Consider the following 25,309-nt stretch of genomic DNA (forward strand, 5'->3'; position numbering starts at 1 on the left):
CACCGCGCCGCAGAGTTGCCGGTCTGGCTGCACAGATACAATTGGCACCGTCCCCACGGGAGCCTAAAGTCCAAAACACCTATCAGTCGCCTCGCTCTAACCGAGGACAACCTGTTGAGGCTCCACAACTAGCTCGTCAGCGACGACACACCCGCTCGAGCACCCATAGACTATGATCACCGGCGCGGACTGGAAGAATACGGCTGCATCGCCCGAGCCGGCGGAACAGAAGATCTCGGCATCCAGTCAACGCTCGATACAAAGCGCGCGATCGAATGGCCCGAGCACAAGGGGATCAAAAAGCTTCTCAGACAATTGAGGACCCTTCGGACCCCAAAAGGGCTATAGCCTGATTTTGGGTTCGCACGCCTAGCTTCTTCTTGGCATTGTCCAAATGAAAAGCGATCGTGCGTGGCTTGATACCCAAGATGCGGCCGGTCACCCAGGCTGAATTACCCCGCGCTGCCCACCTCAGGCACTCATATTCGCGGGATGTCAGCGAAACCCCATCCACTGTTCGATCGCTCGGCAATTTGCGGCGAACGCAACGATGAAAGCAGGCCGCCATCAGTTGAAGAGCTTGTTCGTACCGCTCAGCGACCCGAAGAAATACTGGACGAGGCTCATCGGCGGCAAAAGTAACCGCAGCGATGCGGCCGCGGAGATCGACAATTGGGATCGTCAAACCGCAGCAGATGCTGAATTGAGCCGCCTCATCGAATAGCTGCTGTTGAGCCGGCGACATTTTATCGCCTCCCAAATTCGATCCCCAGTGAAACGGGCAGCCGCCATTTCGAGCACGCAAGACCACAGGATCGAGTTTCTCATACTGATTTTCCAGATACTGTCTGGTCCAGCGGGGTGGATAGTTTGAAATTAACCTCGGTTTGCCGGAAGGCCGTGCTGGCAAGGAGAGGTAGGCAAAGAAGATTAGGTCAAGTCGTCCGGCCGCCTCAGCCATGGCATCCCGGAAATCTGCCTCATCGATACTCTGTGACAGTCTTTCAAGGAATGTCTCGAAAACAAGTGGCATGTGCCTCGTCATCGTCGCGCTCGATTCTTCCTCTTTCTGCACGCCTTCCGGCTGCGTCGTGTATGTCCCGACAAACGTGATTGAATTCGCGGGCGTCGCTGGGCTGACCGGGCTCCAGAATGCTGCCACACTTTCGATCTTCGTCGGTCATCCCAATCATGCTGGGCTCACCCGATGGGCGTCTGGCAGACGCCTCATGATCTCAACAGCTCAATCAGAGAATCTCCATGCATTAAATCATGACCGCCCCTGCACCGACCAAATCAGGAGAAATCATCCTGCGCTGACCAAAAGCCATCATTGACCCCAGCTTTTGCAGGAATTTGGGTCGGCATTAGCATAACAATTCGGATAGCCGCTCATCCCCCACCCGGGGCGCCGTGATCCGCAAAGAAGTGTTGCGATGCTTTCTTTTCTTTGATAGGCAAATCGTCTCAACAATATTAAAATGCCTTTCCTTGTGAACGGGGTGGCGTGTGAGTATCGTCCTTCTATATACCTGACGTGATAAAATTCACCGCAATGATTATGGCCCGCTGCAATGATGTAAAGGGCACGTCTAAGCTCAATCTGCATCGGAACGTGCAGATGACCTTTACCAGACCCTCGATCCCGCACGGGCCATAATGATACTGATTACGTGGGTCAAAAAGGGCGCCCTGCCGGCGGGGAGGTACACCCGCAGGGCGCGCCGCACAGAGGTCCTGGTCGTTGGGCAACAGGACAGCGGCGGCAGAACTGATTCGGTTACAAATCGTGACTGAAATAGCCCGGAGCATGCTCAAGATCAGATATCTGGAATTCAACAGTTTTGGGTCTGCTCGGCGCAGTAGCGCGCAGGGACATGCCTGCCTCCGGACTCGCTCCTTCGCGATCGCAAAATCATACGGCACCCTCGGCCTTCAGCGCGCGATAGGTGGTATCGACCGACTTTACCGTCGCGTCGACAATGATGTCGATCTCTTTTCGGGTAATGATCAGGGGGGGGGCATAACCGAGGATGTCGCCATGCGGCATGGCCCGTCCGATGACGCCATTCTCAAACAGAGCAGCTGCAGTGCGCACCCCGACCTGAAGGTCGGGTTCGAATGGTATCCTTTGTTTTGGGTCCCGCATCATCTCCACGGCCGACAGGATACCCACTCCGCGAACTTCACCAACGATGGGATGTCCCGCCAGCTCGGCCTTCATCCGGTCTTGCCAATACGGTCCAACATCGCGGACATGCTCCAGAATATTTTTTTCTTTAAGCAGTCGAATATTGGCGAGCGCGGCTGCGGCACAAAGCGTGTGCCCCGAATATGTCCAGCCGTGGCCGAGTGCGCCGTGCTTCTCAGTTCCTTGTTCCAAAACCGACCAGACACGGTCGCCAATGATTGACCCGGAGATGGGGAGGTAGGCGGAACTCAAACCCTTTGCGATGGTCACGAAATCCGGACGCATGTTATACAGGTGGGAACCGAACTTCTCGCCGGTTCGCGCGAAGCCACAGACCACTTCATCCGCGATTAGAAGGATATCGTATTTGTCGAGCACCGCTTGAATGGACGTCCAGTACCCTTTGGGGGGCGGCACAATACCTCCTGTCCCAAGTACCGGCTCTCCGATAAAAGCTGCAACCGTTTCCGGTCCTTCGGCCAGGATCAAGGCTTCAAGCTCATCGGCACAGCGCCGGGAGAACGCTTCCTCGCTCTCCTCGACACGCGCCTGGCGGTAATAGTGCGGCGTGGTTGTATGGCGCACCAAATCCAGAGGCAGGTCGAAGAAATTGTGAAAGAAGGGAAGGCCAGTTAGGCTACCCGTGACCAATCCAGACCCGTGATAGCCGCGATTTCGCGAGATGATCTTTTTCTTTTCGGGCCGGCCAAGAATGTTATTATAGTACCAGACCAGCTTGATGTTGGTTTCGTTGGCATCGGAACCGGAGAGGCCGAAATAGACCCTTCGCATGTTCTGACCGAAATACTCGACCACGGCCTCTGCCAACAGGGCGACCGGCTCCGTACCTTGGCTGGCATAGACGTGTGCGAACGGCAATTCGTGTGCTTGCCTGGCAATGGCCTCGGCGATCTCCGTGCATCCATATCCCATGTTGACGCAGTAGAGTCCTCCGAAACCGTCGAGGCTCCTTCGGCCTTCGGTGTCCCAGATATAGACGCCTTCCGCACCGGCCATAATCCTATTTGGCGTTTCGCCTCGGCTGTGCTTGGCCAAATGCGTAGAAGGATGGAAGACGAAGCTTCTATCCTTCTCCCGGAGTTGCTCGGTTCCCAGATTGCTCAAGCGCATGTCCCTCTCCTCGCGATAAATTGGCGGAGGGCACTCGGCCAGCCACCTGTTTAGCAAATAGCATACCGGAAACGTCCCTTGAGTTTCTCGGGAATGCAGGTTATTCGCCGTGAAATTCGCGGGATCGGCCCGAATTGCCGTGAAAACTAAGGCGTCACGTTCGCCTTAGCCGAGGGTCGGGGGCGCGTCATGCAAACACGAACAGCTTACGACGCGCATGCGCCCAGCATAGTGCCCGATTAGCGGGCGATATTGACGGATGAATAGCGCTCGGGACGCTGTTCCCGCCGGCCGCGCGAGGCACGATAGAGCGCCGGCGGCCATGTTCCGCCGAACTGCCGGTCATCCCTTACATTCTGACGGTCCGGATCGGTCTTGCCGTTCCCAAGGGTGGTAATGCAGGTGATCAGGGGCAAAGCACATTCGCCTCGATCAGCAGGCAGCGGGTTCCGTGCCGCGGCACAGGCTCCAACCTGGTTGGCCAGCGCTGAGAGGCTGAGGTCGTGCCCTCGCGCATATTGATCGCTTTGGCGGTGCGGCGGCTGGTGCTCGGCAGACTTCTCGAAGGAGCATAGCCAGAAGGTTCGGCCCGGCAAAGACGCGCGGCGAGAGCTCCTTGCCATTGACATCTTGATTCGCAGCCGACCAGCGCCGCCAAGTTCTATCGTGAGCGTGTTGCCTTTCTTGCGATCGCAAATTCGTGGTTGCTGCGCAGGGCGAGCCGAGCTGCGGCTCGCAGGAGGGGGCGAGCCGACAGAATTGCGCGGCCTGAAAAGCTGCCTCCATCAATGCTGGCCGCTCGTGCAGTCTCGAAACGCTGGATCAAGCCTCAAACATCGAACAGCCGCTCCTTTTCCTCGCGAAACCAGCGCCCTCGCGCGACATGATCTTGTCTGACGATCCGACGCTTCGAGCGGGGCTCCTCTAATAGGTTGCACATGACCTGCAGCTTTCAGCCAAACTCAGCAAATCGGACGTCTCTTCTTATCATCGCTCGGCAAGCTCGGAACACGCTGGGGGACGTTGCTAAGGCTAGTCGCCGCCAGCGGATGGCGAGGATGTTTTGGCGGCTAAGTGCTTTTAGGTGGGCGATTATAAGCCGAGATCGCGATAGGTGCTTTCGCCATAGCTCCTGGCGCCATCGCCACGCTGAGCGTTTGAAAGCCGATGAAATTCGCTGGGCCAATTGGCTAGCGCGTGCTTGATGGCCTTCATCTTGAACGGCACGTGCACAACACATTTGTCCCTGATGATAGGCGGACAGCTCGCATCTTGTTGCCGCGAGCCGTTAAGGTTTGCTGCGATTATCGGCAGACCTAGATCAAGGGCCAATTCCATTTCCCAGCGCACGAAGCGAAAAAGGTTTTTCGTTTTCTCACCGATCAGGACAAGTACCTGGCTCGATCCATTCATTCTGTTGCGAAGATTGCGTTTAACATAATCTTCGTCCTGTGCTCGGCTCGTCATATTGTCCAGATCGTGAGCGTTCGCGAATTCAAAACTCACATTCTCGCTGGCATTCCACCCTTTCATAAAGCGGTATGCCCAAGCGTCTTCATCGCCGTCAAATATTACATAGGTCGGATCGCTGTATGCCATTGTTGTCTCTTAGTTGTTTTGACGAGCAACCCACTGGGTGTGCTCCCGTGAGAAAGCCAGTTCGGCTTCGTTCACCGCGGCGGAGAATGCCTCATCCGAGTTGGCGTCCGTAATAAGGTCGGCAGTCAAGCCGATCTCGTGAGCTGTCAACGTGTAAGCCGATGCCAATTCGTTAAATTTCTTGATCTGGGTCCACCCGATAAGCGAGGCGGCGATGACAATTAGCGGCTCGGTCGGCCAGCCAGGCATCGCGGGGTCAGCGATGCGTACTACGATGAACGAGAATCCCAGAGCGTATGCAAAAATACCAAGGCCCATCCAGACTTTCGCGGACCTCTTGTTCGAGCGCGCCTTCTTCTCGTACCACTTCCGCTGGTCGCAGATTCGTCTCTGCAGATATATGTCTTTTCTTTCTTTTAGCGGGGAGTCCCTTATCGACATCATCTGGTCGGTTGTTTGGGGGGATGCTGAATCGGTGCCGCTCAACGCGCTACCAAGGTGACGATTGCTATCAAGGATACCTTCCATGAGCTTTCGAAAATCAGCTCTGGCGTCAGCGGCGCGCGCGTCATCGAACGGCTGTGCTCGCATCGCGAAGCGCCAAGTCAATGTCTTCACCGACTCTGCAAGAGCTCGAGCCTGATACCAGACCTGCTCGGGCTTTGTGACCGACCGGAAAATGAGGACTCCCATTGAGCAAAGAAATACCGCAGCATAGACACCGAAATAGGCTTTTGATGGCGACAAGTCCAAAGAGAGCACCGACGCTAAAAAAAGAAGAACGTACTCTGCCCGGATCAGGCGGAGAAACGTCGCCTGCTGCTCGTTGGATGCCACGTCGGCGCTATTATAGAGTCCAGGATATTTCATTTTTGAAGCACACCAGTCTATTTTGTGGCGGTAAATTCTTTAAGCCAGGATTTGGCAAACGTGAGGTTAGCAGTCGAGCTTACAGAGCCTATTCTTGAGCGAGGCGCGGTCCCTCTGTTCATAAACAGGAATGCAGGTCCTGTCCCATCAATGTAAGGGTATAGGCCCAAAAATTCTTGCCCGGAGAATGTTTCCGAAGAATTTTTTGCCACGGGCAGAACCGCTACCGCGGTCCGAAACCCATCGAAAAAGCCAAGCTCCCAAGGCATCCATCTGGATTCTGGAGAATTGTTTGAATGCACATAGATTAGCGTCTTTGACTGCCTCATACGGGTCCGCAGCAACTCGGCGGTGGCCGAGGAGACCTTTGTGCGGTCCAGTTGTGAATCTTCGACCCAATCTACGTAAGCAGTGAACCCAAGCTCCTCGAAAATTCGCTTCACACCGAGAATGATCTCTGCGTCCTTGAAAGAATGTGACAGAAAAACGTCGAATGAAGATCTGGCTGTAGCTGCGGCCGTCTCTTCCTTTAGAACGATCGATGCGGCTCTATGTCCTCGACTGGCATTCGCAACTCTTTTCAGCTCTGCCTCGGTCAGTAGCACTATTCAAATCCCCCATGATCTGTTCGCAATCTATGAACTTGACGCCCATTCGATTAAGCGACCCTTGTCTTGTGAAAACTGGCACCATGCTCTCCAGCCGGTAGCGCAACCTCCACCTTCTCAAAGACCACGTCGGCTGGCAGGAGTGACCGGCCTTGTCACCCACCTACGCGACCCCGGCACAGCCATGCTCCTCGCTTAGAAGGCTGCGAGACCAGCGATGTCAAACAGGACAGACGATCTCCTAATCTCGATCAGCAACGAACTTACGACGTAAAAACGCGATGGAGCGATCTCCGAATGTCCGCAGGCGTCGAGGGCCGGGTTGGTCGCCAGGGCCGAGCGGGCCAGCTTGCACTCCCGCTACCCGTCGGCTTGCCAAACCCTCGCTGTAGATTTCGCCCCCCCCACACGGATGCGCTGACCGCGACTAAGCTCAATCGCCACTGATCGCCAATCCAGGGCGAAAGTTCCCCCCTTGAAGTAGCGGTAGAGGCATTTTTTCGGCACTTCGCATCTTAGATATGGACGCCTCCTCAACCAGGCACGATCCGGTTTGGCTTCTCGCCGTAACCGTGCTGGCCAAGTGCGTCCGATGGCTGCTTCGATCCGTCTCCTGGAATGATCGGTTCCAGATTGCTCAAGCGCATCGTCCTTCCTCGCCATCAACTGGCGGATAGCGCTCGGCCACCTTTTTCCAGCAATTAGTATACCGCAAATGTCCCTTGAGTTTCGTCGGAATGGGCGCCTTTTGCCGACGAATCTACGGGATCCGTGCCAAACGCCGTTGAAACTTAAACTTTCGCTTTCACCGTTGCCTCAGGGCGGACAAAGGTATCGGTGAATTGGACTTCACTGGTTTCGTGACGACAAGGCTATAGTATTGATCAATCCCCAAGCCTGCCTGCAGCAGTCCCTCCATGAAATCCTGATAGGCGGCCATAGAACGAGATGCGACCCGCATCAAATAATCCACGCGCCCCCCAATTGCCCAGCAGTCCAGGATTTCCGGAATCTCTTGGATTGCAGTTTCGAAGACTCGTTGGTCCTCAAGACGATGGCGATCCAGCACGACTTCTACCATCACAAAGATCATGCCGCCGACGAGTGCAGGACTCAGTCGCGCATAAAATCCCTCAATAATTCCTGCGGCCTTGAGTGCTCGGAGCCGCTCCGAACAGGCCGACGCCGAAAGATGAACTCGTTTTGCAAGCTCACTTTTTGAAATCCGACCGTCTGCCTGAATCTCGGAGAGAATCCGGACGTCCCAACTGTCGAGTTGCACGGGATCGGGTTTCGACTTCATAACCTGTTGCTCTCAAGCAGCGATCGACAGCGCGCCGTGTGCCGATCAATTCTATTATCATTGAAACGACCGAATGTAGCAGTGGAAGGCATCCGTTCCAGGCCCGAGATGTGCTAGAATGGGTATGAAAATCAGCTAAGGAGAGCGATCCGCTGAGAAAAGCTGCAGAAGTAATTTGGCTATCGCCCCAGCGCCTAACGGGCAATGGTGCAGCTGGAGAGGAAGTCGGCGGCGGCAGAGACCTTCTGATAAATAAAATAGATAACCCATTTTCTTGAATCCCCGCTACCGTACTTGATAGACGCGCGACTGCATTCGAGCCTCGATCGCGTGGACGGCATACTCAATGCAGTATTCAGTGGCACATTCAGCTATTGGGGTGAATTGAAGGCCTTGCTCGTCCGGCTCGCCGAGGCGCAAGGCACCGCAAATGCCGCTCGTCGTACGGCGTGCCCAACAATTTGACGCTGGTGTCTGGCCGAAATCGCCTAACTGGGAAGATTCAAACGCCGATGTTGCGTGCGATGCTGTCGGCCGCCATACGCCTACGCCACTCGAGAGGCCCGGAATTGTGAATGGAGTTTCCCTCAACATCGACGGCCATGATAACAGGCATGTCCTGCACATCGAATTCATAGATGGCTTCCATGCCCAGGTCTTCAAAGGCAACGATCCGCGCCTTCTTAATCGATTTTGAAATCAGGTACGCAGCGCCACCCACTGCAGCAAGATAGGGCGTTTTGTGTCTTATAATCGACTCGATGGCCGCCGGTCCCCTTTCCGCTTTGCCGATCATCGCAAAAAGGCCGGTTTCGGCGAGCACCTTGTCCGTAAAATCGTCCAAGCGGCTGGAGGTTGTTGGACCGGCGGGTCCAACGACCTCATTCCTCACTGCCCGGACGGGACCGACATAGTAGATCACGCGTCCCGTCAGATCGACCGGAAGCGGCTTGCCGGCATCGATCAGCTCGACCATTCGTTTGTGGGCAGCGTCACGGCCCGTCAGCATCTTTCCAGACAGCAGGAGCGTTTCACCGCAGCGCCACGATGCCGTCTCTTCCTTCGTCAGCGTATCTAAATTGACCCGCCGGACGCCGGCTGGGTTCAATTCGTCGGCTCCGATGTCGGGCCATTCGCGCAAATCGGGCGGCTGGAGCCTGATGGGTCCAGAGCCGTCCAAAGTAAACTTCAGGTGCCGGTTGGCGGCGCATTGCGGGATGAGCGCCACAGGCTTGGACGCCGCATGAGTAGGATAGGTCGCAACCTTGACGTCAACGACTGTCGTCAGACCACCAAGCCCTTGGGCGCCGATGCCAAGCGCGTTGATCCGCTCATAAAGCTCAATCCGCAGTCCCTCTTCCGGGCTTGACGCCCCCCTTGCGATTAGTTCCGCCATATCGATGGGCTCGTTCATGGCTTCCTTGGCCAGCAGCATCGCCTTTTCAGCGCTACCACCGATACCAACAGAGATCAGCCCAGGCGGACACCATCCGCTGCCCAGGGTCGAAACGGTATTGACCACCCAGTCGGAAACGGAGGCGCTGGGATTAAGGGTGGTAAAACGTGCCTTGTTCTCGGACCCGCCGCCTTTTGCGGCGATAGTGATCTCAATCTGGTCACCTTGCACCAAGTTGACATGGACAACTGCCGGCGTGTTGTCGCGGGTGTTGACCCGTCTAGCGAGGGGATCCGCAACGATCGATGCCCGAAGGGGATTGTCCGGATCGAGATAGGCTTGACGTACGCCCTCATTCACAAGATCAGCGAAACTGGCTGTTGACTTAATGCGGGCATCCATGCCGACCTTTGCGAAGACAACCACAAGTCCGGTGTCCTGACAGATCGGGCGCCGCCCAAAGGCCGCCATGCGGGAGTTCAGCAGAATCTGACCTATGGCATTCTTCGCCGACGGGCTCTGTTCTCGCGTGTATGCGTGAGAAAGAGACCGGATATAATCTGGAGGATGATAGTACGAGATGTACTGAAGGGCGTCGGCGACGCTCCTTGTGATGTCGCGACCTGCGATGGTCCGTGTTCTGTTTCCCACCGGATTTTATCCAAACGAACCGAGGCCATTGACCATTTTCAAAATCTGGAAGCTTCGCACCCCCTGCTCGCCGCCTTCATATCCATAGCCGCTTTGCTTGACGCCCCCATAAGGCGCATCCGCGGAAACCCCTTTCAGGTAATTCACACTAACTGCGCCCGCAGAGAGACCATTGATAAGCTTCTGTTGCGTATCGGCCGCGCCAGTAAACAAGTAGGCGGCCAGACCGTACTCGGTGGCGTTGGCTTCCTCGATCGCCTCTTCGATCGTATCGAAAGGCGCCACGGTGAGAATCGGTCCGAACGGCTCTTCATGAAGCACTCTCGCTTGCTTCGGTACGCCCGTCAGGATGGTTGGCGGCCAGTAAAACCCCGGTCGGTCAAGGGGGATGCCACCGGTCTCGATGCGGGCGCCGCCTTCTACCGCATCCTTGGTCAGGCGCTGCATGGCCTCTATTCGCCGCGCGTTTGCCATTGGCCCCATTTGCGTTGCAGGGTCATCCGGTGGTCCGATCCTGATTCTTCGGACCGCCTCCGTCATCCGGAACAGGAGTTCCTCATAGCGGGACCGGGCGACAAGAATCCTGCTGGGCGCATTACAGCTCTGGCCCGCGCACTCGAATTTGTATTCCGAAATAGCCGGTATCGCCCTTGCCAGATCCGCATCTTCGCACACAATAACCGGGGAATGTCCACCGAGCTCAAGGATGCAACGCTGCAGATTATTCGCGGCCAGCGTGGCTAGCTGTTTTCCAACAGCCGTCGACCCCGTGAACGTCAAGACTTTCACAATTGGCGAACTGAGCAGATGCCGCGATATATGCACAGGAACACCGAACACCAGGTTGACCACGCCTTCTGGTATCCCTGCTTGACGCAAAGATTCCACGATATGGACAGCCACACTTGGCGTCTCCTCGGCCCCTTTGAGGATCACCGGGCAGCCTGCCGCCAGCGCGGGGGCGAGCTTGCGGGCGATAAGAACGGCCGGATAGTTCCATGGCGTAAATGCAGCGACGACACCGAGCGGCTCGGGGGCTATCATCCTGTTCGAGCCCAACGGAATCGGGGCCGACAACTCATCGGCATGCCGGCCATTCCATTCCAGCGTTTCGACTGCGCGCGCGTATTCTCCTGTCGCTTCGGCAATCGTCTTTCCCTGTTCGGACGACAGGTCCCTGGCTGCGGCGCCAGCTTTCTCTGCCAGAATGCTGGCGGCAGAGACGAGGATCTCGCCACGCTCTTTGGCGGGTCGTGAGGACCACGCCTTGCGGCTGCGTTCTGCCGAGGCAAGAGCTTCATCCAAGTCTGAAACCGTAGCCGAGGCCACTGAGGCAAATACCTTCTCCGTCGCCGGGTTGATCACCGGCAAAGTGGCTCGGCTACCACCGGCTCGCCATTTGCCATTAATGAAGAGCTCGTAGCTCTTGGCGTCGGACATCACGGGCTCCACTTGACTGAATTCTTGCATACGAGCGCAGTTTCGATATCGAAACTGCTGAACTCGCTTGAGCCAGTTTCATCGCGATGGTCGCGGCGGGTCAAATATCGAATATTGCCGAAATCCATCTGGAATCCAGATCGGGCTGGTCCTTATGGCCGCAAAAGATCATGCCCAGCTTTACAGGTTAGTTTGTCAGGTCGCCTCAGGCGCCACCGCCGCCCAGTCCCGGATTTCAATCAATTTTCTGGCGACCTTCGGAATGAGCTTGCAGACCGCAGAAACGGCCGCAGAACGCTCATCTTTGGGATTTACAGCGAGCACCACGGACCGAGTAATCACCGGATCGACGATCTTGACAGTCCGGACCAGCCCTTGGGAGGCTTCTTTCTGAACCGCAGACGGGGCGAGAATAGAATGCGCTTTTCCCTCTACGACCATGTTGATGATCGTTGAGAGGGAGTCCACTTCAAACCTGACGTCCAGCGCGCAACCGTGTTGTGCGACGACATCAGCCACCGAACGCCTGACATTGTTGTTGCGCATGGGAACCGCCAGGGGGAATTCATGCAGGTCGACCAGCGATATCGCATCTTCAAACGGTGGCTCGCCGGACGGAACCACCAGACAAAGGTCTTCGCGCGCTAGCACCGTCATTCGCCCCACACTGTCTGCTGTGCGGTACAGAACCGCCAGATTGAAGCGTCCAGCCGCCATCCATTCCTCTAGCGGTCCCGTCATACCCTCGACCATCTTGAGGGACACCTTGGGCAGTTCGTGTCTCACCGCCTCAAGCAGCGGACCGCTCAGGACGCGAGCAGCTCCAGACGGAATCCCAATAGTCACCTCCCCGGCAGGGGAAGCGGCTGTGTTGGTCAATTCCACCTCGGTAAGTCGAATTTCTTTGAGAATTGCCCGCGCCCGCTCGAGCAGTTTGGCTCCTGACGCCGTCACGCTCACGCCGGTTCTGTCGCGTATCAGCAGCTGAGTGCCGAAGCCTTCCTCCAATTGGCGTACATGCAGACTCAGCGCACTCTGGGCGACATTCAGAAAGCCAGCGGCCTTCGTGAAACTGCCTGCTTCGACCACGCCGACGAAGTATCTTAACTGCCTGATTTCCACGGGTACTCTTCCGAGGGCGGACTGCAATTGACGCAATCTATCTTAAAATGTGATGGCACGACAGCAATAATTGTGCCGAGCTGCTGACGCTTGCTGTCGTCGTCCCAGTCTTGTTGATCAACCCGCTGAGGACTCAAACGGCCAACTCGGCGCCCGGATCCGTCGCGATGATTTCTCGGGCCCTTCGAATAACCGGTGGATCGACCATCTTTCCGTCCAATGCGAACGCGCCTCTGCCTTGCGCCGTCGCATCTTTTTCCGCCGCGAGGACACGACGGGCCCACTCGAGTTCCTGTGGGCTTGGTGAGAAAGCCTCATTGAATATGGCAACCTGATTTGGATGGATCGCCAAAGCCCCGGTAAAGCCAAGCCGCCGCGCATGGGCCGCGGCCTCACGAAGTCTATCATTGTCTGAGAACTCGCTGATACTTCCTATGAAACCAAGCGGTAGCAAGCCAGCGGCGCGAGCGGCAAACAGAACAGAAAGGTTCGGTGTCAAAAGAAGGTCGAGTTCCGGGGCACCGCCAACGGAGGCACTGAAGTCTTCAGGACCCAGCGCCATTGCAACCATCCTGGGATGGGCCGACGCAATGGCTGAGAGACTTTGTAATGCTGCCGGGGTCTCGATCAAGGCAAGGAACCGGATTCGACCCACCGCAAGATTTCTTTCTCGTTCAAGTTCCGATACCGCATTTGCGATCTCTATTACCCACGCTGCCGAATCCGTCTTCGGAAGGACAAGTGCATCAACACCCGCTACTACGGCTGCATCGAGATCGGCCGCCAAGGCACGCAAACCGCGATTCACGCGAACTAAAACATAAGCGCCCCTGCGGCCCACCTTTGCCACGGATGCAGAAAGCTGGCGCCGTGACTCACCTTTTTGATCCTGGGGAACGGAGTCCTCAAGGTCGAGTATGACGCCATCTGCCCCGCGCTCATGAGCCGCCTCCACAAAGCGCGGAACATGAGCGGGAACAAAGAGCAGAGATCTCCAGCGGGGAACAGACATCGGGCTTTCAACGGCCTGAACGGCGTCATTCATGAAGTCGCCTCTGCGGTCGATTCTAGCGTGGGCGCTGTCAGTGAGTTTGCTGGGCGGCCGTGGCACCCAGAGGGGCCAGGACTAGGCATGCACTCTGTGAATCGCGATCGCGCTTCCTTCCCGACAACAGGCACGCTCATGCTGACGCGGCTCTTGCGCGCAAACCTGCTCGAACCTCCTCGCGGACAGCCTCCGTATGCGCACCAAGGCCCGGAACTGGGCGCAGCGAGGGGCGCTCAGAGTTGAAGATCGCCGCCGGGGCGATCGTCTCTACTGTTCCTTCAGGTGTGCCAATCTCAACCCTGCGAACGTGTGGATGCTTTGAAATGTCCGCCACTTCGTTCAGTCGCCCATATGCCAAACCGGCCGCCTCAAGCTCCTGCATCGCTTCGTGGCAGGACAGCTCGGAAAACCGCAGCTCAATTATCTCATCAAGTTGAGGACGGTGGCCGAGGCGCTCCATGTTGTCGGCGAAACCAAGTGCACGCGTGAGCTCAGGCCGCTTCAGGAATTTCTCGCAGAAATTCACCCATTCCCGGTCATTCTGCACGGAAAAGATGACGTCCTTGCCATCGGCGCAGCGATAGGCGCCATAAGGCGCCAGCGAGGGGTGTTTCACGCCCGCGCGTACCGTGTGGTAGCTGCTGTAGTCGTGTTGCAGGACCGGCACGTTCATCCAATCGGCGACGGCATCGAACAGGGACACCTGAATGCTAGCCCCTTCGCCAGTGACCTCGCGATGATACAGCGCCTGAAGTATGGCGCTATGTGCCGTCATGCCTGCCGAGATGTCGCAAACCGACACACCCACACGGGCGGGTCCCTGTTGCGTCCCGGTGATCGCACACAGACCGGTTTCGGCTTGGACGATGAGATCATAGGCCTTGAGGTGAGAAAATGGCCCCCCCTCCCCAAATCCCGAAATGTCGCAGGTGATTAGCCGCGGAAAACGGCGACGCAGATCCGCAGATCCGAAGCCGAGTTTTTCGATGCTGCCTGGCTTCAGATTCTGGATAAAGACGTCAGCAGCAGCAACAAGCGTGTCCAGCACAGCACGGTCCGCCTCCAACCTCAAATCCAAGCATACTGACTCCTTACCCCGGTTGAGCCAAACGAAATAGGCGCTTTGCCCCCGCACCAACTTATCGTATTTCCGGGCAAAGTCTCCCTCAGGCCTCTCAACCTTGATCACCCGGGCGCCTGCATCGGCAAGACGAGACGATGCATACGGTGCAGCAACGGCCTGCTCCACAGCTACGACAGTGATCCCCTCAAGAGAGTTCTGCATGCAACACCGCGCTCTTCATCCAACATTTTCGTTTTGAGCCCGACGACGATTCAGCATCGCAAGCAACCGATTCTGTTCATTGCCCACGATCGAGAATGCCTCGTCGACTCCCATTCCAGGCTTCGCAAGCATCATGTCTGCCTGGGTCGCCATCGATATGTGGACGGAAGCCTGGGCAGAGAGATCTGTCTCGGTACAGCTTCCTCCAACGTACGCGCCTACCTTGTTCTCCTTACACAGGAGCACTGCACGTGCCGTGTCAGCCAATGAGCCGACATCAGGCGTCTTGATTTGAATGAGATGCGCGGCCTTCGCTTCGGCAAAGAGCCGAATATCCTCGAGCGTGTTGCACCTTTCGTCCACGACAATGCGAGCGGTGGAACCCCGGTTGTCCAAAATTGATACGATCTTGGCGTAGTTCTCAATTTGAGCTTGCGTCGAACCAAAATCCGCCGGGGACTCGACATTGAGGGTGAAACCCGGAACAGCGTCGGCGACCCTGCAGATAAAGTCGGCGATGAGTTGCGGCTCCAGGCTGATTTCCTGGCCGATCCAGCCATACACATCGAAATGCAGCACCGGATGATACCCCGGGCGGCCAATTTCGCGCGTCCGCGCCGCAACCCACTTCACGAACTCCATGAAGGCCTGGCCCTCGACGCCGAATTTCTGCCGTGAGTTGATCAGGCCGTGGGGAAGTATATCTACCGCTTTCAAGATCATTTTGTCGACGTTGATTTCGCGAGCATCGCCGCTTTGGCAGTAGATCGGAACCCTGCGAATTGGCAGCGGCAGGTTAAATTCACTGCAAACGACTTCCGCCATCGTGGTACTTTGAAGATGGGCCGAGGCGCGAAGGAGCGCCTGGCTAACGCCATACTCAATCGCGAGAGGTAACCGCTGGTGCTGGAGAGGCTCAAAAACCTTTGCACAGGCATCGAGATAACGAGATACGTCGACATTGAGAAGCCGGGGCACGACTATACGCGAGGTTAACTCCGAGATTTGAGCACTCTCAAACAAAGGATCTCGTCCTCCAGCACCAGAATATTGAACGCTCATCATGTCACCCCAAACCACGGCCCCGTCGGTGAGAGCAAGCCCGATGCTGAGCGAAGATGCCGGAACGCGGATGGACGTGAACCCAATCGCTGTCGCCTCGCCGCTATAGACGAAACCGTCCTGGGGCGCGCCGGCCCTGATGGCACCCTGATCGTCATAGAAAAAAGCGCCATTGCCAGGCGCAAGGAGGACGTCTTTGATCTGCATTTCACTTCGCTCGATTTTCGGACATCGTTGATGGCAGTTGGATTTGCTGCGCCGACTATGCACCACTTGATCTTGAGTTCGCCAACATAATGTCCCGGACGGTCCCATCGCGTTTTCAGATGGCCGGCGTCAGACACATGCACCCCGTATTCCGGCAAGCATTCGACGAACGTCGAATTATTGTATAGGTGGACATTGCAACGTCGTACTCACCTCATTTGGGTTAGCATTCGCGCATTAACCAGAATGCGTCTGAAATGCGCGTCAATCCAATCCCTTCATAGAAGCCGACAGAGTTGGGTGTAGAGATCAAAGCTATGGCCACAGCAGGCCCGAGTTGCCGGCGGGCTTCATACAGGAGGCCCTTGCCGATGCCGAGGCCTTGCGCCGACGCCGATACGGCAAGCTCGGAGACGTAGCAGATCCAGGAAAAGTCAGTAACGCATCGAAGTACTCCGACCAGCTTCCGCCCCGGCCGATGGAGCCGGGCCGTCAGCACCAAGTCGGCTTGGCGGAGCATCGCATGCAGCCGAAGCTCGCCATGGGTCGCCCCGAAGCCGGATTCGGCCAACACGCGGCAGAATTCGGCCGGGTCAAGGTTCGGCTCACTAACGTAAAGGATCTCAGATTGTTCGCTCATGCCAACCCCTTAACAAAAATTGATTGATCTAAGCTTACGCAATACCTTGTATTCGCAGCCGGTGCCGAGATTTTCGCCCTGACTGCGTGAAACCAGCAGTAGCTTGTGGCGGATTTTGGCACGAAGAGCTGCGCAGCAACTGCCCTATCCAGAACACAGCTTACTAGTCAGTTGAACGACTATGCTTTGTCATCTGCGTGCAAGTGCCCTGCCGAAGCGACTGCTTGCGTCTCAGTCCGCTTTAACCAGTGTCTAATCCGTGCTTCGACGGCGCCCCTTTTTAAACGGCAATCTCAGCTCGCGCGCCTACCTAGGATAGTAGGCTGCATCGCGGGGCGGCGAGGTTTATAAAAAACGGGACTGTTGGAGAGCAAAAGATGTTGCCGTTAGTTCGCCCCAGAAATGCTATATTTGAAATCAATCTTGGGGCTATTCAGGCGAACTTCCGGGCCATCACGGCCCTCGTTGGGTTAGGCGTAAGGGTCGCCGCTGTCGTCAAGAGCGACGCCTATGGACTTGGTGTTGTAGAGATTGCAAGGGCGCTTATTCATGTCGGCTGCGATCTGCTCTTCGTCGGCAATCTTGAGGAAGCGCTGCTTCTAAGATCGTCCCATGTAGACGAGGCAATCGCGGTTTTTTGCGATGATTTCGCGAAATTTGGTAGATTCTACCAATCCAATAACCTCATACCGGTTGTGAACAATTGCGCCGAATTGGAAGCCGTTATTGCAACAGGAACGAAGACATATTTTCTTAACGTGGAAACGGGATTTTCCCGCTTTGGGCTCGCCATTGCGGACGTGCGTCGCGCGTATTTTTCTGGTACGTTCGACATGTATCCCCCTTCGGTCGTACTCAGCCATCTAGCGTGCAGCGAAACCGTTGCGGACCCAACTAATGTGTTGCAACGGAACCGCTTCCGGGCGATCTACGATCTGATTAAGCCCACCTGCGGCAGTCTCGCAGCGTCCGCCGGTATCTGGCTAGGTAAATCCTATCATTTCGACATGGTACGGGTGGGCTCAGCCCTGTACGGGCTCAACGATGCTGGCATTCGACCAAATCCGCTGCAAGCGGTTGCAAGGCTCCGAGCGAAAATACTCGACGTGCGCAATGTCGCTAGGCGGGAGGCTGTTGGCTACGGTGCGACATTTCGTACGGGTCGAGCTACCCGCGTAGCGACCGTCGGGATCGGCTACACACATGGCCTTCCATGGGCCTGCGCGAACAAGATATCAGCTCGGTTCGCAGGTTATTCGGCCCCTCTAATCGGAACAATATGCATGGAGAACATGACAATTGATATAACAGATGTTCCAGAAGCGCTTTGTGGGCCAGGTAACTTTGTGGAATTACTGGGAAATGATTTTACCTTAGATGACCTTGCAGAAGCTGTGGGCCTCAGCCCACACGAAGTCTTAACCCGCCTAGGTGCTGGTTGCACAAGACGGTATCTGAATTCTTCCTTGTTACCTACGACCCCTAGGAATAAGGCGTTAGACTTTGATGGCAGCAGCGAGATGAATGATGGCAAGGCACGCCTTTGATTTCGTTATGGCGCTCCCATGGAGAACTTGGTCCATAGGGCATCCTTTGATTCGAAAGATAAGGATGCCCCATCAAAGCCCCGGATCAAACATGTAGCTAGGTCAGGACTCATTGATCCAGAAGATGAAGGCTGCAGCGAAGGCGATAGCCGACAGGAAGGTGTGAGCACATCGGTCGTATCTGGTGTGGATGCGTCGCCAGTCTTTGAGGCGTGCGAACATGTTCTCGATCCTGTGACGTTGCCGGTATCGGACAGGATCATAGCTGTGCTGAACACGATGCTTGGCATGGGGTGGGATGCATGGCCTGATACCGCGCTCGACGAGCGCCTGGCGGAAGGCCGCTGAACTGTAGGCCCGATCGGCCAGCAGGGCGTTGGCGGCGGGCAAATCCTCGATCACGGCCGCAGCAGTCTTGTGATCATTGGTCTGCCCTTCGCTCAGATGCAGCAGCCGCGGACGTCCCTTGGTGGTCAGTCCGCCTCGGCTGCGTCCGATACATCGGGATAGAGTTTTTTAAGGAGGCTGGCGGCAGTGCGGTGCGCTTTGAGATGGGTGGCATCGATCATCAGATTGTCCGTTTCGCCGCCCTGCGCGGCCAGTTCCGCTAGGATGCGGTTGAACACACCCAGCCGACTCCAGCGGATGAAGCGGTTGTAGATGGTCTTGTACGGACCGTAGTCGGAAGGGACATCTCGCCAGCGAAGGCCATTTCGGATCACGAACAGGATGCCGCTCAGCACCCGGCGGTCATCCACACGCGGAACACCATGCGACAAAGGAAAATAGGACTCGATCCGGCGCATCTGCTCCGGCGTCAACATCAGCAAATCACTCAAGGCAGCACCTCCTGCCACCCTGAATCACCAAACAGATATCAACTCAATAGATTATGGGTCCTGACCCTAGCTTTGATTCCGATTGTAACATAGAAATGCCTAATTGCCCGAGCATCGGACCTGGTCTAGAATCCAAGCCATACGAAGTGCTGCTTCTTCGGCTACACTAGGCCCATGTGAAGCGCCGCCGTGGCCACCGACCATACGCATGTGGAAAACAAGACCTGGGTCTCGACCGGCCGTAAAGGAACGTCGCTGGGCAACGTACCGAGCAGGCTGGTAGTAGAGCACCTGGCTGTCGTCGAGCGCGGCGTCGACGTAAGTTGGCGGGCGCGGGCGATCGGCACTGAGGTTGTAGTAAGGATCGTAGCTGCGCAGGTGCCGATATTCGTCGGCTATGTGGGGATCGCCGTACTCCGCTATTTCCGGCAGCGCGTACGGCATCGTGAAGTCCAGCTCGGTATCTATGATGTCGGCGAGCGGAACCTCGGCGAGTACGGCGCGGAACAAGTCGGGCCGCAAGTCGGCCGTGGCAAGCACGGTACCCCCGCCAGCGCTCGCTCCCTCAATGACGATGCCGTCGCCGGTGGCGACCCCCTGCCTAACAAGCGCCTCGACAGCGACGATCAGATCTGTGTGGGTGATACGTTTTCGATCGCGGGTAGCCGCCTCGTGCCACGGACGTCCAAGCTCCCCGCCTCCCCGTACGTGCACGATGCCGAAAGCAACTCCGCGATCGAGCAGGCTCAAACGTTTGGTCATGGATGAGGGCCAAGTGAAAAACGAGGGCCATCTCGGTTTTCCATAACAGCCGTAGACATTCAATAACACCGGCCCTGGGGTGGTTCGATCGCGCCGCGCGACGAGCGAAATTGGTATATCCACCCCGTCTTCCGCCTGCGCCATGACGACCGTCGCCACGTATTGAGCCGGGTCATATCCGGGAACGCGGGCCTGGTACAGGACTGCCGATCGGTCGTCGGCGAGATCATGCTCTACAAACGTGTCGGGCGTCACGAATGAGCTAACCGAGTAGACCAACTTCGAGCTTCGGAACGGATGCCGTGCGACCGAATAGCTACCCCCTGCAGACAAGCCGACCTTAAGAGTGCAGCTCGGCTCGTCGGGAACGATCGTGGCGGCGACCCCCCCGCTTCGGTTATGCGAGACGAGGCGAGGACGAAGGCCCTCTCGTTCCAGGACAACCAGGTGCTGGTCGAGCACGTGGACCTCCTCAAGCGTCACGCCCGCTCGATGCGGGATGACCTCCTCCCAGCACGATGGTGACGGGTCACCTATCGGCGCACACACGAGCCGCCAGTAGGGTCCAGCGTCGTTTACCCGAAACAAGAACCTGTCGCCCCAGTGCTCGGCAAAGACATGGTGGCCAAGATCACGCGCCACAATCCGGCGCCACCCAACGCCCGGCTGGTCGGCAGGAAGGCACCACACCTCCACCGCCCCGGCGTTGTCCATAACGTCCAAAAGCAGCCAGGCGCCGCTATCAGAGCGCCAAATCCGCAAGTTCAGTCGCTCGTCCGCCTCCTCGAACACTACCTCAGAGTGCGAATCGTTGACGTCCAGGCGTATAAGCTCATGGCGTTGCCGCCGCCGGTCCGCCCGCTCCCGCGTGAAAAAGAGCGTGTTGCCGTCCGCGGTCCAAGTAACCATCCCAGCCCGCCTCGAGCCCGTCCAGACGTCATGGCCGGTCTCTATGTCCCGCACCCTAAGCTCGAAGTTCTCGTCCCCGATGACATCGAAGCTGAACGCCACGTAACGCCCGTCGTCACTCGGCTCGAAGACACCGAGCGAATAGAAGATCTCGGCCCCCGGGATCGCGTTCGGGTCGAGAACAAGCTCGGCCGAGCCTCCGGTCACCGGCCGGCGCCACCACGCAGGATGAGACAGGCCCCGCCCGTGTCTTTCGAAGTACTCGAAAGGCCCAACCTGGAAGGTTGGTGGGGCGCCCTCGCAGGTGTGACGCCCTTCGATCTCGGCGATAAGTTCCGCCTTGAGCCCTTCCAGGTGGGCTGTCGCTTGCTGCGCGTAGCTGTTCTCGGCTTCAAGATACGCGCGGACGTCGGGATTCTCCCAGTCCCTGAGCCAGCCATACGAGTCTATCGTGACGTCGCCATGAAGGACCCGGATCCGTGCCTCGGAACGAGGAAGCGGTGGCTGCAGGTGCTTGTCTACCATCACAAGGCCCTCAGGAAAAAAGAGCAAGGAATTGGCGCGGCAGTCCGCGAGCAGACAGTTTGTGCATCAATGTTGCTCCTAGGCGATATAGTGTAAACCGTTTAACGAGCCACGGTGCGTTATTACCAACATCCGTTAATTCCGTTCTGGCAGAATAGCGCTTCGAGTGCCCTATTATTACTTACTGTCAGACGGAACCATGGTCGGCACTTTTCAGGTTGGGTGTCGACAATTCTGCTTTCGCACCTGACGTCGGCAGCCAGCATGCGGACATATGCTGCGGCCCGACTTCGATGGCCGGCGGCTCCTCCTCCTTGCACCGGTCGAAAGCAAGCGGGCAGCGAGGATGGAAACGACAGCCCTTCGGCACGCGTGCGGCGCTTGGAACCTCTCCTTGCAACGCCGGCAGCTCGAAGCGACTTGCGTCGCTGCGAATCTGCGGCGTGGCGTTGCGCAACGCGACCGTATAGGGATGCCGGGGGTTGAATGTGATGTCATCGGCGCTGCCGATCTCGACCAATCTCCCAAGATATAAGACTGCAATCCGGTCGGCGATCAGCCAGGCGAGCGGCAGGTCGTGGGTGATGAACAGTAGCGCCATGTTGTGCTTGGCGCGCAGGTCAACCAGGACCTGAAGAATTTGTGCGCGTATCGATACATCGAGCATCGACACGGGCTCGTCGGCAACGATGAGCTCCGGCTTCACGGCAAGCGCTCCGGCAATCACGACGCGCTGGCGCTGGCCGCCGGAGAGTTCGTGTGGGAAGCGGGCGAAGAAATCACCGGGAGGATTGAGCCCGGCCGCCGAAAGCGCTTCGCTGACCCTTTCTGTGAGTTGAGCATGGTTCTTGACCAGCCGCAGGGAGCGCAACGGCTCTGCCACACTGTCGAACACGGTGTGTCGCGGGTTGAGCGCCTGATAAGCATCCTGAAAGATCATTTGCACGCGTCGCCGGTAGGGACGCAGAGCCGAGAAGCCCTTTGCAGACGTCATATCGCGGCCCTCAAACAGCAACCTGCCTCCTGTGGGCTGGGCTAGCTTGGTGATGACGCGGCCCACTGTCGTCTTGCCGCTTCCGGATTCTCCAACCAGGGCGACGATTTCACCTCGTCCAATGTTGAGGTCGACTCCATCCGCCGCACGCACCGCCCCGGCAGATCGCCCCAGGACCCGGTCGAACAGTCCGCCCTGGATAGGAAAATGGACCTTCAGGCTCTCGAGACTCAGGATGTCGGAGGTGTCAGGCATGAACTGCAACCCTGCCTTCTTGCGAGGAACGGTGAAGGTGACAGGCGACGCGTCCCCACCCGAACTTTTCGAGGCTGGGAACTTCGGTCGTGCAGACCCCCGTTGCTGACGGGCAACGTGGATGGAAGGCGCAGCCTGACGGTCGATTCATTAAGTTGGGAGGATCACCGGGGATAGGGCGAATTATCCGTATGCCGCTCGCCGGGTTGGGGATCGATTCGATCAGCAGGCGAGTGTAGGGATGTTTGGGCTTAGCGAAGATCTCCGCGACGGTTCCATCCTCGACTATCCGGCCGGCGTACATGATCATCACGCGATCACACGACTCAGCGACGACAGACAGGTCGTGGGTGATTAAAATGAGCGCTAGGTTAAGCTGCGATCGCAACTTCCCCAACAGCTTGAGGATCTGAGCCTGTGTGATGACGTCGAGCGCCGTGGTCGGCTCGTCACCGATGATGATCGAGGGGCGACATGCGAGCGCCATGGCAATCATCACTCTTTGACGCATACCGCCCGACAACTCGTGGGGATAGGCAGTGCCGCGATCCGTCGGAATGCCGACGAGTTCTAGAACCTCCCGTGCCCGCGCGGTCGCCTCGGCACGCGACATGCCGAGCTTCAGGATGCATGGCTCGGCGATTTGCTTGATAATGCGGTGAACGGGATTGAGCGCATTCATCGCGCCCTGGAAAACGACGGACGTCTCGGTCCAGCGATGTGGCCGCATCGCCGCATCATTGTCGATCGACAGCAGGTTACCACGATAGCGCACTTGGCCGCCGCTGACCCGTGCATTGGGCGATAGTAGACCAGCGATCGCCATGGCGGTGGTAGTCTTGCCACTGCCCGATTCACCGACGAGGCCAACGGCCTCTCCAGCCTGGAGCGCGAAGCTCACGCGGTCGATCGCTCGCAATGAAACGCCCTTGAGCCGATACTCAACAGAAAGCCCGTCGACTTCCAAAAGCGATGCCTTGTCTTGGGAGAGGTTTGTCATGGGATCACCCTCTGCCGTGGATTGAACGTGTCGTCGAGGGCATTGCCGACCAGGACGAAGCTAAGGGAAACCGCGAGGGCGCACAGCCCGGGGGCGCCGAGGTACCACCAAGCTCCGGTACTGGCCGCACCGGCGCGCTGAGCGAGCGAAAGCAAAGTGCCCCATGAAGGCTGCAATGGGTCGCCAAGCCCGAGGAACGAGAGCGACGTCTCGACATAGATTGCGCCAGCGACGACCAGCGCACCATTCGCTGCGATTTGCGGAACGAGATTGGGGAGGATATGCCGCACCATGATGCTCAAATTGCTGCTGCCCACAACTCGTGCGCGATCAATGAATGTTCGCTCCTTAAGCGATAGTGTCTGACTGCGAACGATACGGGCGACAAACGCCCAGCTTGTTATGCCGATGACGACAAGGATCACGAAGAGGGAAGGACGGAAGCCGAGGATTTCTCTGCCCCGCCCCATTACTTCGAGCACCACGGGTGTGATGACCAGCGCAAGGACGAAGGACGGCATGACGAAAAAGAAATCCGTCAGCCGCATCAGCCAGACGTCAACTCTGCCACCGTAGTAGCCAGCAATGATACCAACCGTAGTGCCGACGACGAGGCTGATGACGGTCGCCAGCAGCGCGATCGTGAGCGATATCCGGGCACCATGGACGACCAGATTGAGCACGTCACGCCCCACCTCATCGGTCCCCAGCAGATGCTGGCTTGATGGTGGAACGAGGAAATCACCAGTTGCGGTGGCTACGGTCTCAAGTGGACCTACGAGGATATTGGGCACAGCAGAGAGGACAAGGAAAAACACCAGACACAACAGGCCGAGCTGAGCCCCGGCGTGACCAAGAAGATTGGATAGAAAGCTCTTGATCGCTCTCGCCCGGCTACGCGAGGAATATCGCACGATACTTTCACTCATTGCCGGATTCGCGGATCAAGAATGCCGTAGGCAAGATCGGCTAGGAGGTTCGCGACAACGATCGATACACCAAGCAACAGGAATATCCCTTGAAGAACTGGGTAGTCCCGCGCGTTGAGCGCTTCGACCGTGAGACCACCAATTCCCGGCCAGGCGAAGACGGCTTCGACGGTGATCGCACCAGCGACCACGTAGCCAAGATTGAGAGTAATCAAGGTCACGAGCGGCAGCATTGCGTTACGAAATGCATGGCGCATCAGCATCTGACCGTTGGTAAGTCCCTTGGCGCGTGCGGTCACCATGTAGTCCTCAGTAACGACGTCACTCATCGCTGCACGCGCGACCACAACGTATTGCCCGATCAGCCCAAGGGCTACCGCGGCGACCGGAAGTGCGAGATGTCGCAAGTAGTCTAGGATCTTATCAGTTGAACCTATGCTAGCGCCGGGTGAATAGATGCCATAACCCGGAAACCACCCCAATGCCGTGCTAAAAATGACTACTAGTACCATAGCAAGCCAGAAAGACGGCGTAGAATAGAGCGCTAGAGATGCTCCCATGGCGATACGGTCGACAGCTCCTCCTCTGCGCCAACCCGCATAGAGCCCAAGCATGACACCGCATAGCATGGCGATTAATTGGGCCAAGCCAACCAGGGCGATGGTGGCCGGCAAGCGCTCCCAAATAAGGTCAGAGACAAGTCTACCCCTGAACTTGAAGCTGTAGCCGAGATCGCCATGTAGAGTTGCCGACAGGTAGTCAAGTATCTGGTCCGGGAAAAGCGGCCGGTCGAGTCCCCAGTTCTGGCGCTGCGCCTCGATCCGTTCAGCGGACACGCTCATCCGAGCACCGCCAAGCAGAAGCGCTGCAGGGTCACCGGGAATGACCCTGAACAGGACGAAGTTCAGTGTGGCCACCATCGAAAGAGTTATGGCCGCCCTGATCAGGACATTCCCAATGCGGCTTGTTCGCCCTTCCTGTGCGTTGCCAGCCACG

General features: G+C 57.2%; 20 protein-coding genes and 2 pseudogenes. 2 read left to right on the top strand and 20 right to left on the bottom strand.

The features are described from left to right. Positions 1–132, top strand: a pseudogene (locus tag EOA38_RS01545) (IS481 family transposase); the annotation flags it as partial. Positions 133–307: 175 nt separating this feature from the next. Here EOA38_RS01545 and EOA38_RS01550 read toward each other — a convergent pair. From EOA38_RS01550 to EOA38_RS01610, 14 genes are all read right to left on the bottom strand, one after another. Beyond that, positions 308–1,045 carry a LuxR family transcriptional regulator gene (locus EOA38_RS01550; RefSeq protein WP_082826574.1) on the bottom strand — a complete coding sequence of 246 codons (738 nt, stop codon included), beginning with the start codon at positions 1,043–1,045 and terminating at the stop codon, positions 308–310. 870 nt (positions 1,046–1,915) lie between these two features. Further along, positions 1,916–3,322, bottom strand: a complete 1,407-nt coding sequence (locus tag EOA38_RS01555) for an aminotransferase (RefSeq protein WP_063169303.1) — start codon at positions 3,320–3,322, stop codon at positions 1,916–1,918. Positions 3,323–3,561: 239 nt separating this feature from the next. Continuing rightward, positions 3,562–3,738, bottom strand: a complete 177-nt coding sequence (locus EOA38_RS38915; RefSeq protein ID WP_164781893.1) for a hypothetical protein — start codon at positions 3,736–3,738, stop codon at positions 3,562–3,564. 676 nt (positions 3,739–4,414) lie between these two features. Next, positions 4,415–4,921 carry a TIR domain-containing protein gene (locus EOA38_RS01560; RefSeq protein WP_126080675.1) on the bottom strand — a complete coding sequence of 169 codons (507 nt, stop codon included), beginning with the start codon at positions 4,919–4,921 and terminating at the stop codon, positions 4,415–4,417. A gap of 9 nt (positions 4,922–4,930) precedes the next feature. Next, the gene (locus EOA38_RS01565) at positions 4,931–5,791 is read right to left on the bottom strand and encodes a DUF4231 domain-containing protein (protein ID WP_126087045.1); all 861 of its coding nucleotides are present in this window, start codon (positions 5,789–5,791) and stop codon (positions 4,931–4,933) included. A 17-nt stretch (positions 5,792–5,808) separates the two neighbouring features. After that, positions 5,809–6,396, bottom strand: a complete 588-nt coding sequence (locus EOA38_RS01570) for a toll-Interleukin receptor (RefSeq protein ID WP_167508689.1) — start codon at positions 6,394–6,396, stop codon at positions 5,809–5,811. A gap of 808 nt (positions 6,397–7,204) precedes the next feature. Continuing rightward, positions 7,205–7,702 carry an Lrp/AsnC family transcriptional regulator gene (locus EOA38_RS01575; protein WP_126080672.1) on the bottom strand — a complete coding sequence of 166 codons (498 nt, stop codon included), beginning with the start codon at positions 7,700–7,702 and terminating at the stop codon, positions 7,205–7,207. Between the two features lie 502 nt (positions 7,703–8,204). Next, positions 8,205–9,749 (bottom strand): fumarate hydratase, encoded by a 1,545-nt coding sequence (locus tag EOA38_RS01580; protein ID WP_126080671.1) that lies wholly within the window; start codon positions 9,747–9,749, stop codon positions 8,205–8,207. Between the two features lie 6 nt (positions 9,750–9,755). Continuing rightward, a complete protein-coding gene (locus tag EOA38_RS01585) occupies positions 9,756–11,189 on the bottom strand; it encodes an NAD-dependent succinate-semialdehyde dehydrogenase (RefSeq protein ID WP_126087044.1) in 1,434 nt (477 codons plus the stop codon). Positions 11,190–11,384: 195 nt separating this feature from the next. Continuing rightward, entirely contained in the window at positions 11,385–12,311 is a 927-nt protein-coding gene (locus tag EOA38_RS01590) for a LysR family transcriptional regulator (protein ID WP_126080670.1), read from the bottom strand. A 133-nt stretch (positions 12,312–12,444) separates the two neighbouring features. Further along, a complete protein-coding gene (locus EOA38_RS01595; protein WP_126080669.1) occupies positions 12,445–13,356 on the bottom strand; it encodes a CoA ester lyase in 912 nt (303 codons plus the stop codon). A 136-nt stretch (positions 13,357–13,492) separates the two neighbouring features. Beyond that, positions 13,493–14,644, bottom strand: a complete 1,152-nt coding sequence (locus EOA38_RS01600) for a CaiB/BaiF CoA-transferase family protein (protein ID WP_126080668.1) — start codon at positions 14,642–14,644, stop codon at positions 13,493–13,495. Between the two features lie 15 nt (positions 14,645–14,659). Next, positions 14,660–15,913: a methylaspartate ammonia-lyase gene (locus EOA38_RS01605; protein ID WP_126080667.1), complete on the bottom strand. Its 1,254-nt coding sequence runs from the start codon at positions 15,911–15,913 to the stop codon at positions 14,660–14,662. Positions 15,914–16,136: 223 nt separating this feature from the next. Further along, positions 16,137–16,553, bottom strand: coding sequence for a GNAT family N-acetyltransferase (locus EOA38_RS01610; RefSeq protein ID WP_126080666.1), 417 nt, complete (start codon positions 16,551–16,553; stop codon positions 16,137–16,139). A 377-nt stretch (positions 16,554–16,930) separates the two neighbouring features. Here EOA38_RS01610 and alr point away from each other — a divergent pair, with 377 nt between their 5' ends. After that, on the top strand, positions 16,931–18,100 hold the full coding sequence (gene alr, locus EOA38_RS01615) for an alanine racemase (RefSeq protein WP_126080665.1): 1,170 nt from the start codon (positions 16,931–16,933) through the stop codon (positions 18,098–18,100). Between the two features lie 102 nt (positions 18,101–18,202). Here the strand turns inward: alr and EOA38_RS01620 are convergent. The 6 genes and pseudogenes from EOA38_RS01620 to EOA38_RS01645 all read right to left on the bottom strand — a co-directional run bounded on the left by EOA38_RS01620 (position 18,203) and on the right by EOA38_RS01645 (position 25,308). Beyond that, positions 18,203–18,939 (bottom strand): annotated as a pseudogene (locus EOA38_RS01620) (IS5 family transposase). A 99-nt stretch (positions 18,940–19,038) separates the two neighbouring features. Further along, complete coding sequence (locus EOA38_RS01625; RefSeq protein ID WP_126080664.1) at positions 19,039–21,135, bottom strand: S9 family peptidase; 2,097 nt, start codon at positions 21,133–21,135, stop codon at positions 19,039–19,041. 187 nt (positions 21,136–21,322) lie between these two features. Further along, positions 21,323–22,384 (bottom strand): ABC transporter ATP-binding protein, encoded by a 1,062-nt coding sequence (locus EOA38_RS01630; RefSeq protein WP_126080663.1) that lies wholly within the window; start codon positions 22,382–22,384, stop codon positions 21,323–21,325. Beyond that, entirely contained in the window at positions 22,377–23,384 is a 1,008-nt protein-coding gene (locus EOA38_RS01635; RefSeq protein WP_126080662.1) for an ABC transporter ATP-binding protein, read from the bottom strand. Before EOA38_RS01635 ends, EOA38_RS01630 begins: the two co-directional genes overlap by 8 nt. Then, the gene (locus tag EOA38_RS01640) at positions 23,381–24,313 is read right to left on the bottom strand and encodes an ABC transporter permease (RefSeq protein ID WP_126080661.1); all 933 of its coding nucleotides are present in this window, start codon (positions 24,311–24,313) and stop codon (positions 23,381–23,383) included. The genes EOA38_RS01635 and EOA38_RS01640 overlap by 4 nt, the downstream gene beginning before the upstream one ends. Further along, complete coding sequence (locus EOA38_RS01645) at positions 24,310–25,308, bottom strand: ABC transporter permease (protein WP_281013029.1); 999 nt, start codon at positions 25,306–25,308, stop codon at positions 24,310–24,312. The genes EOA38_RS01640 and EOA38_RS01645 overlap by 4 nt, the downstream gene beginning before the upstream one ends. Position 25,309: the final 1 nt, after the last annotated feature.

Source organism: Mesorhizobium sp. M1E.F.Ca.ET.041.01.1.1 (assembly GCF_003997355.1).
Lineage (GTDB): Bacteria > Pseudomonadota > Alphaproteobacteria > Rhizobiales > Rhizobiaceae > Mesorhizobium.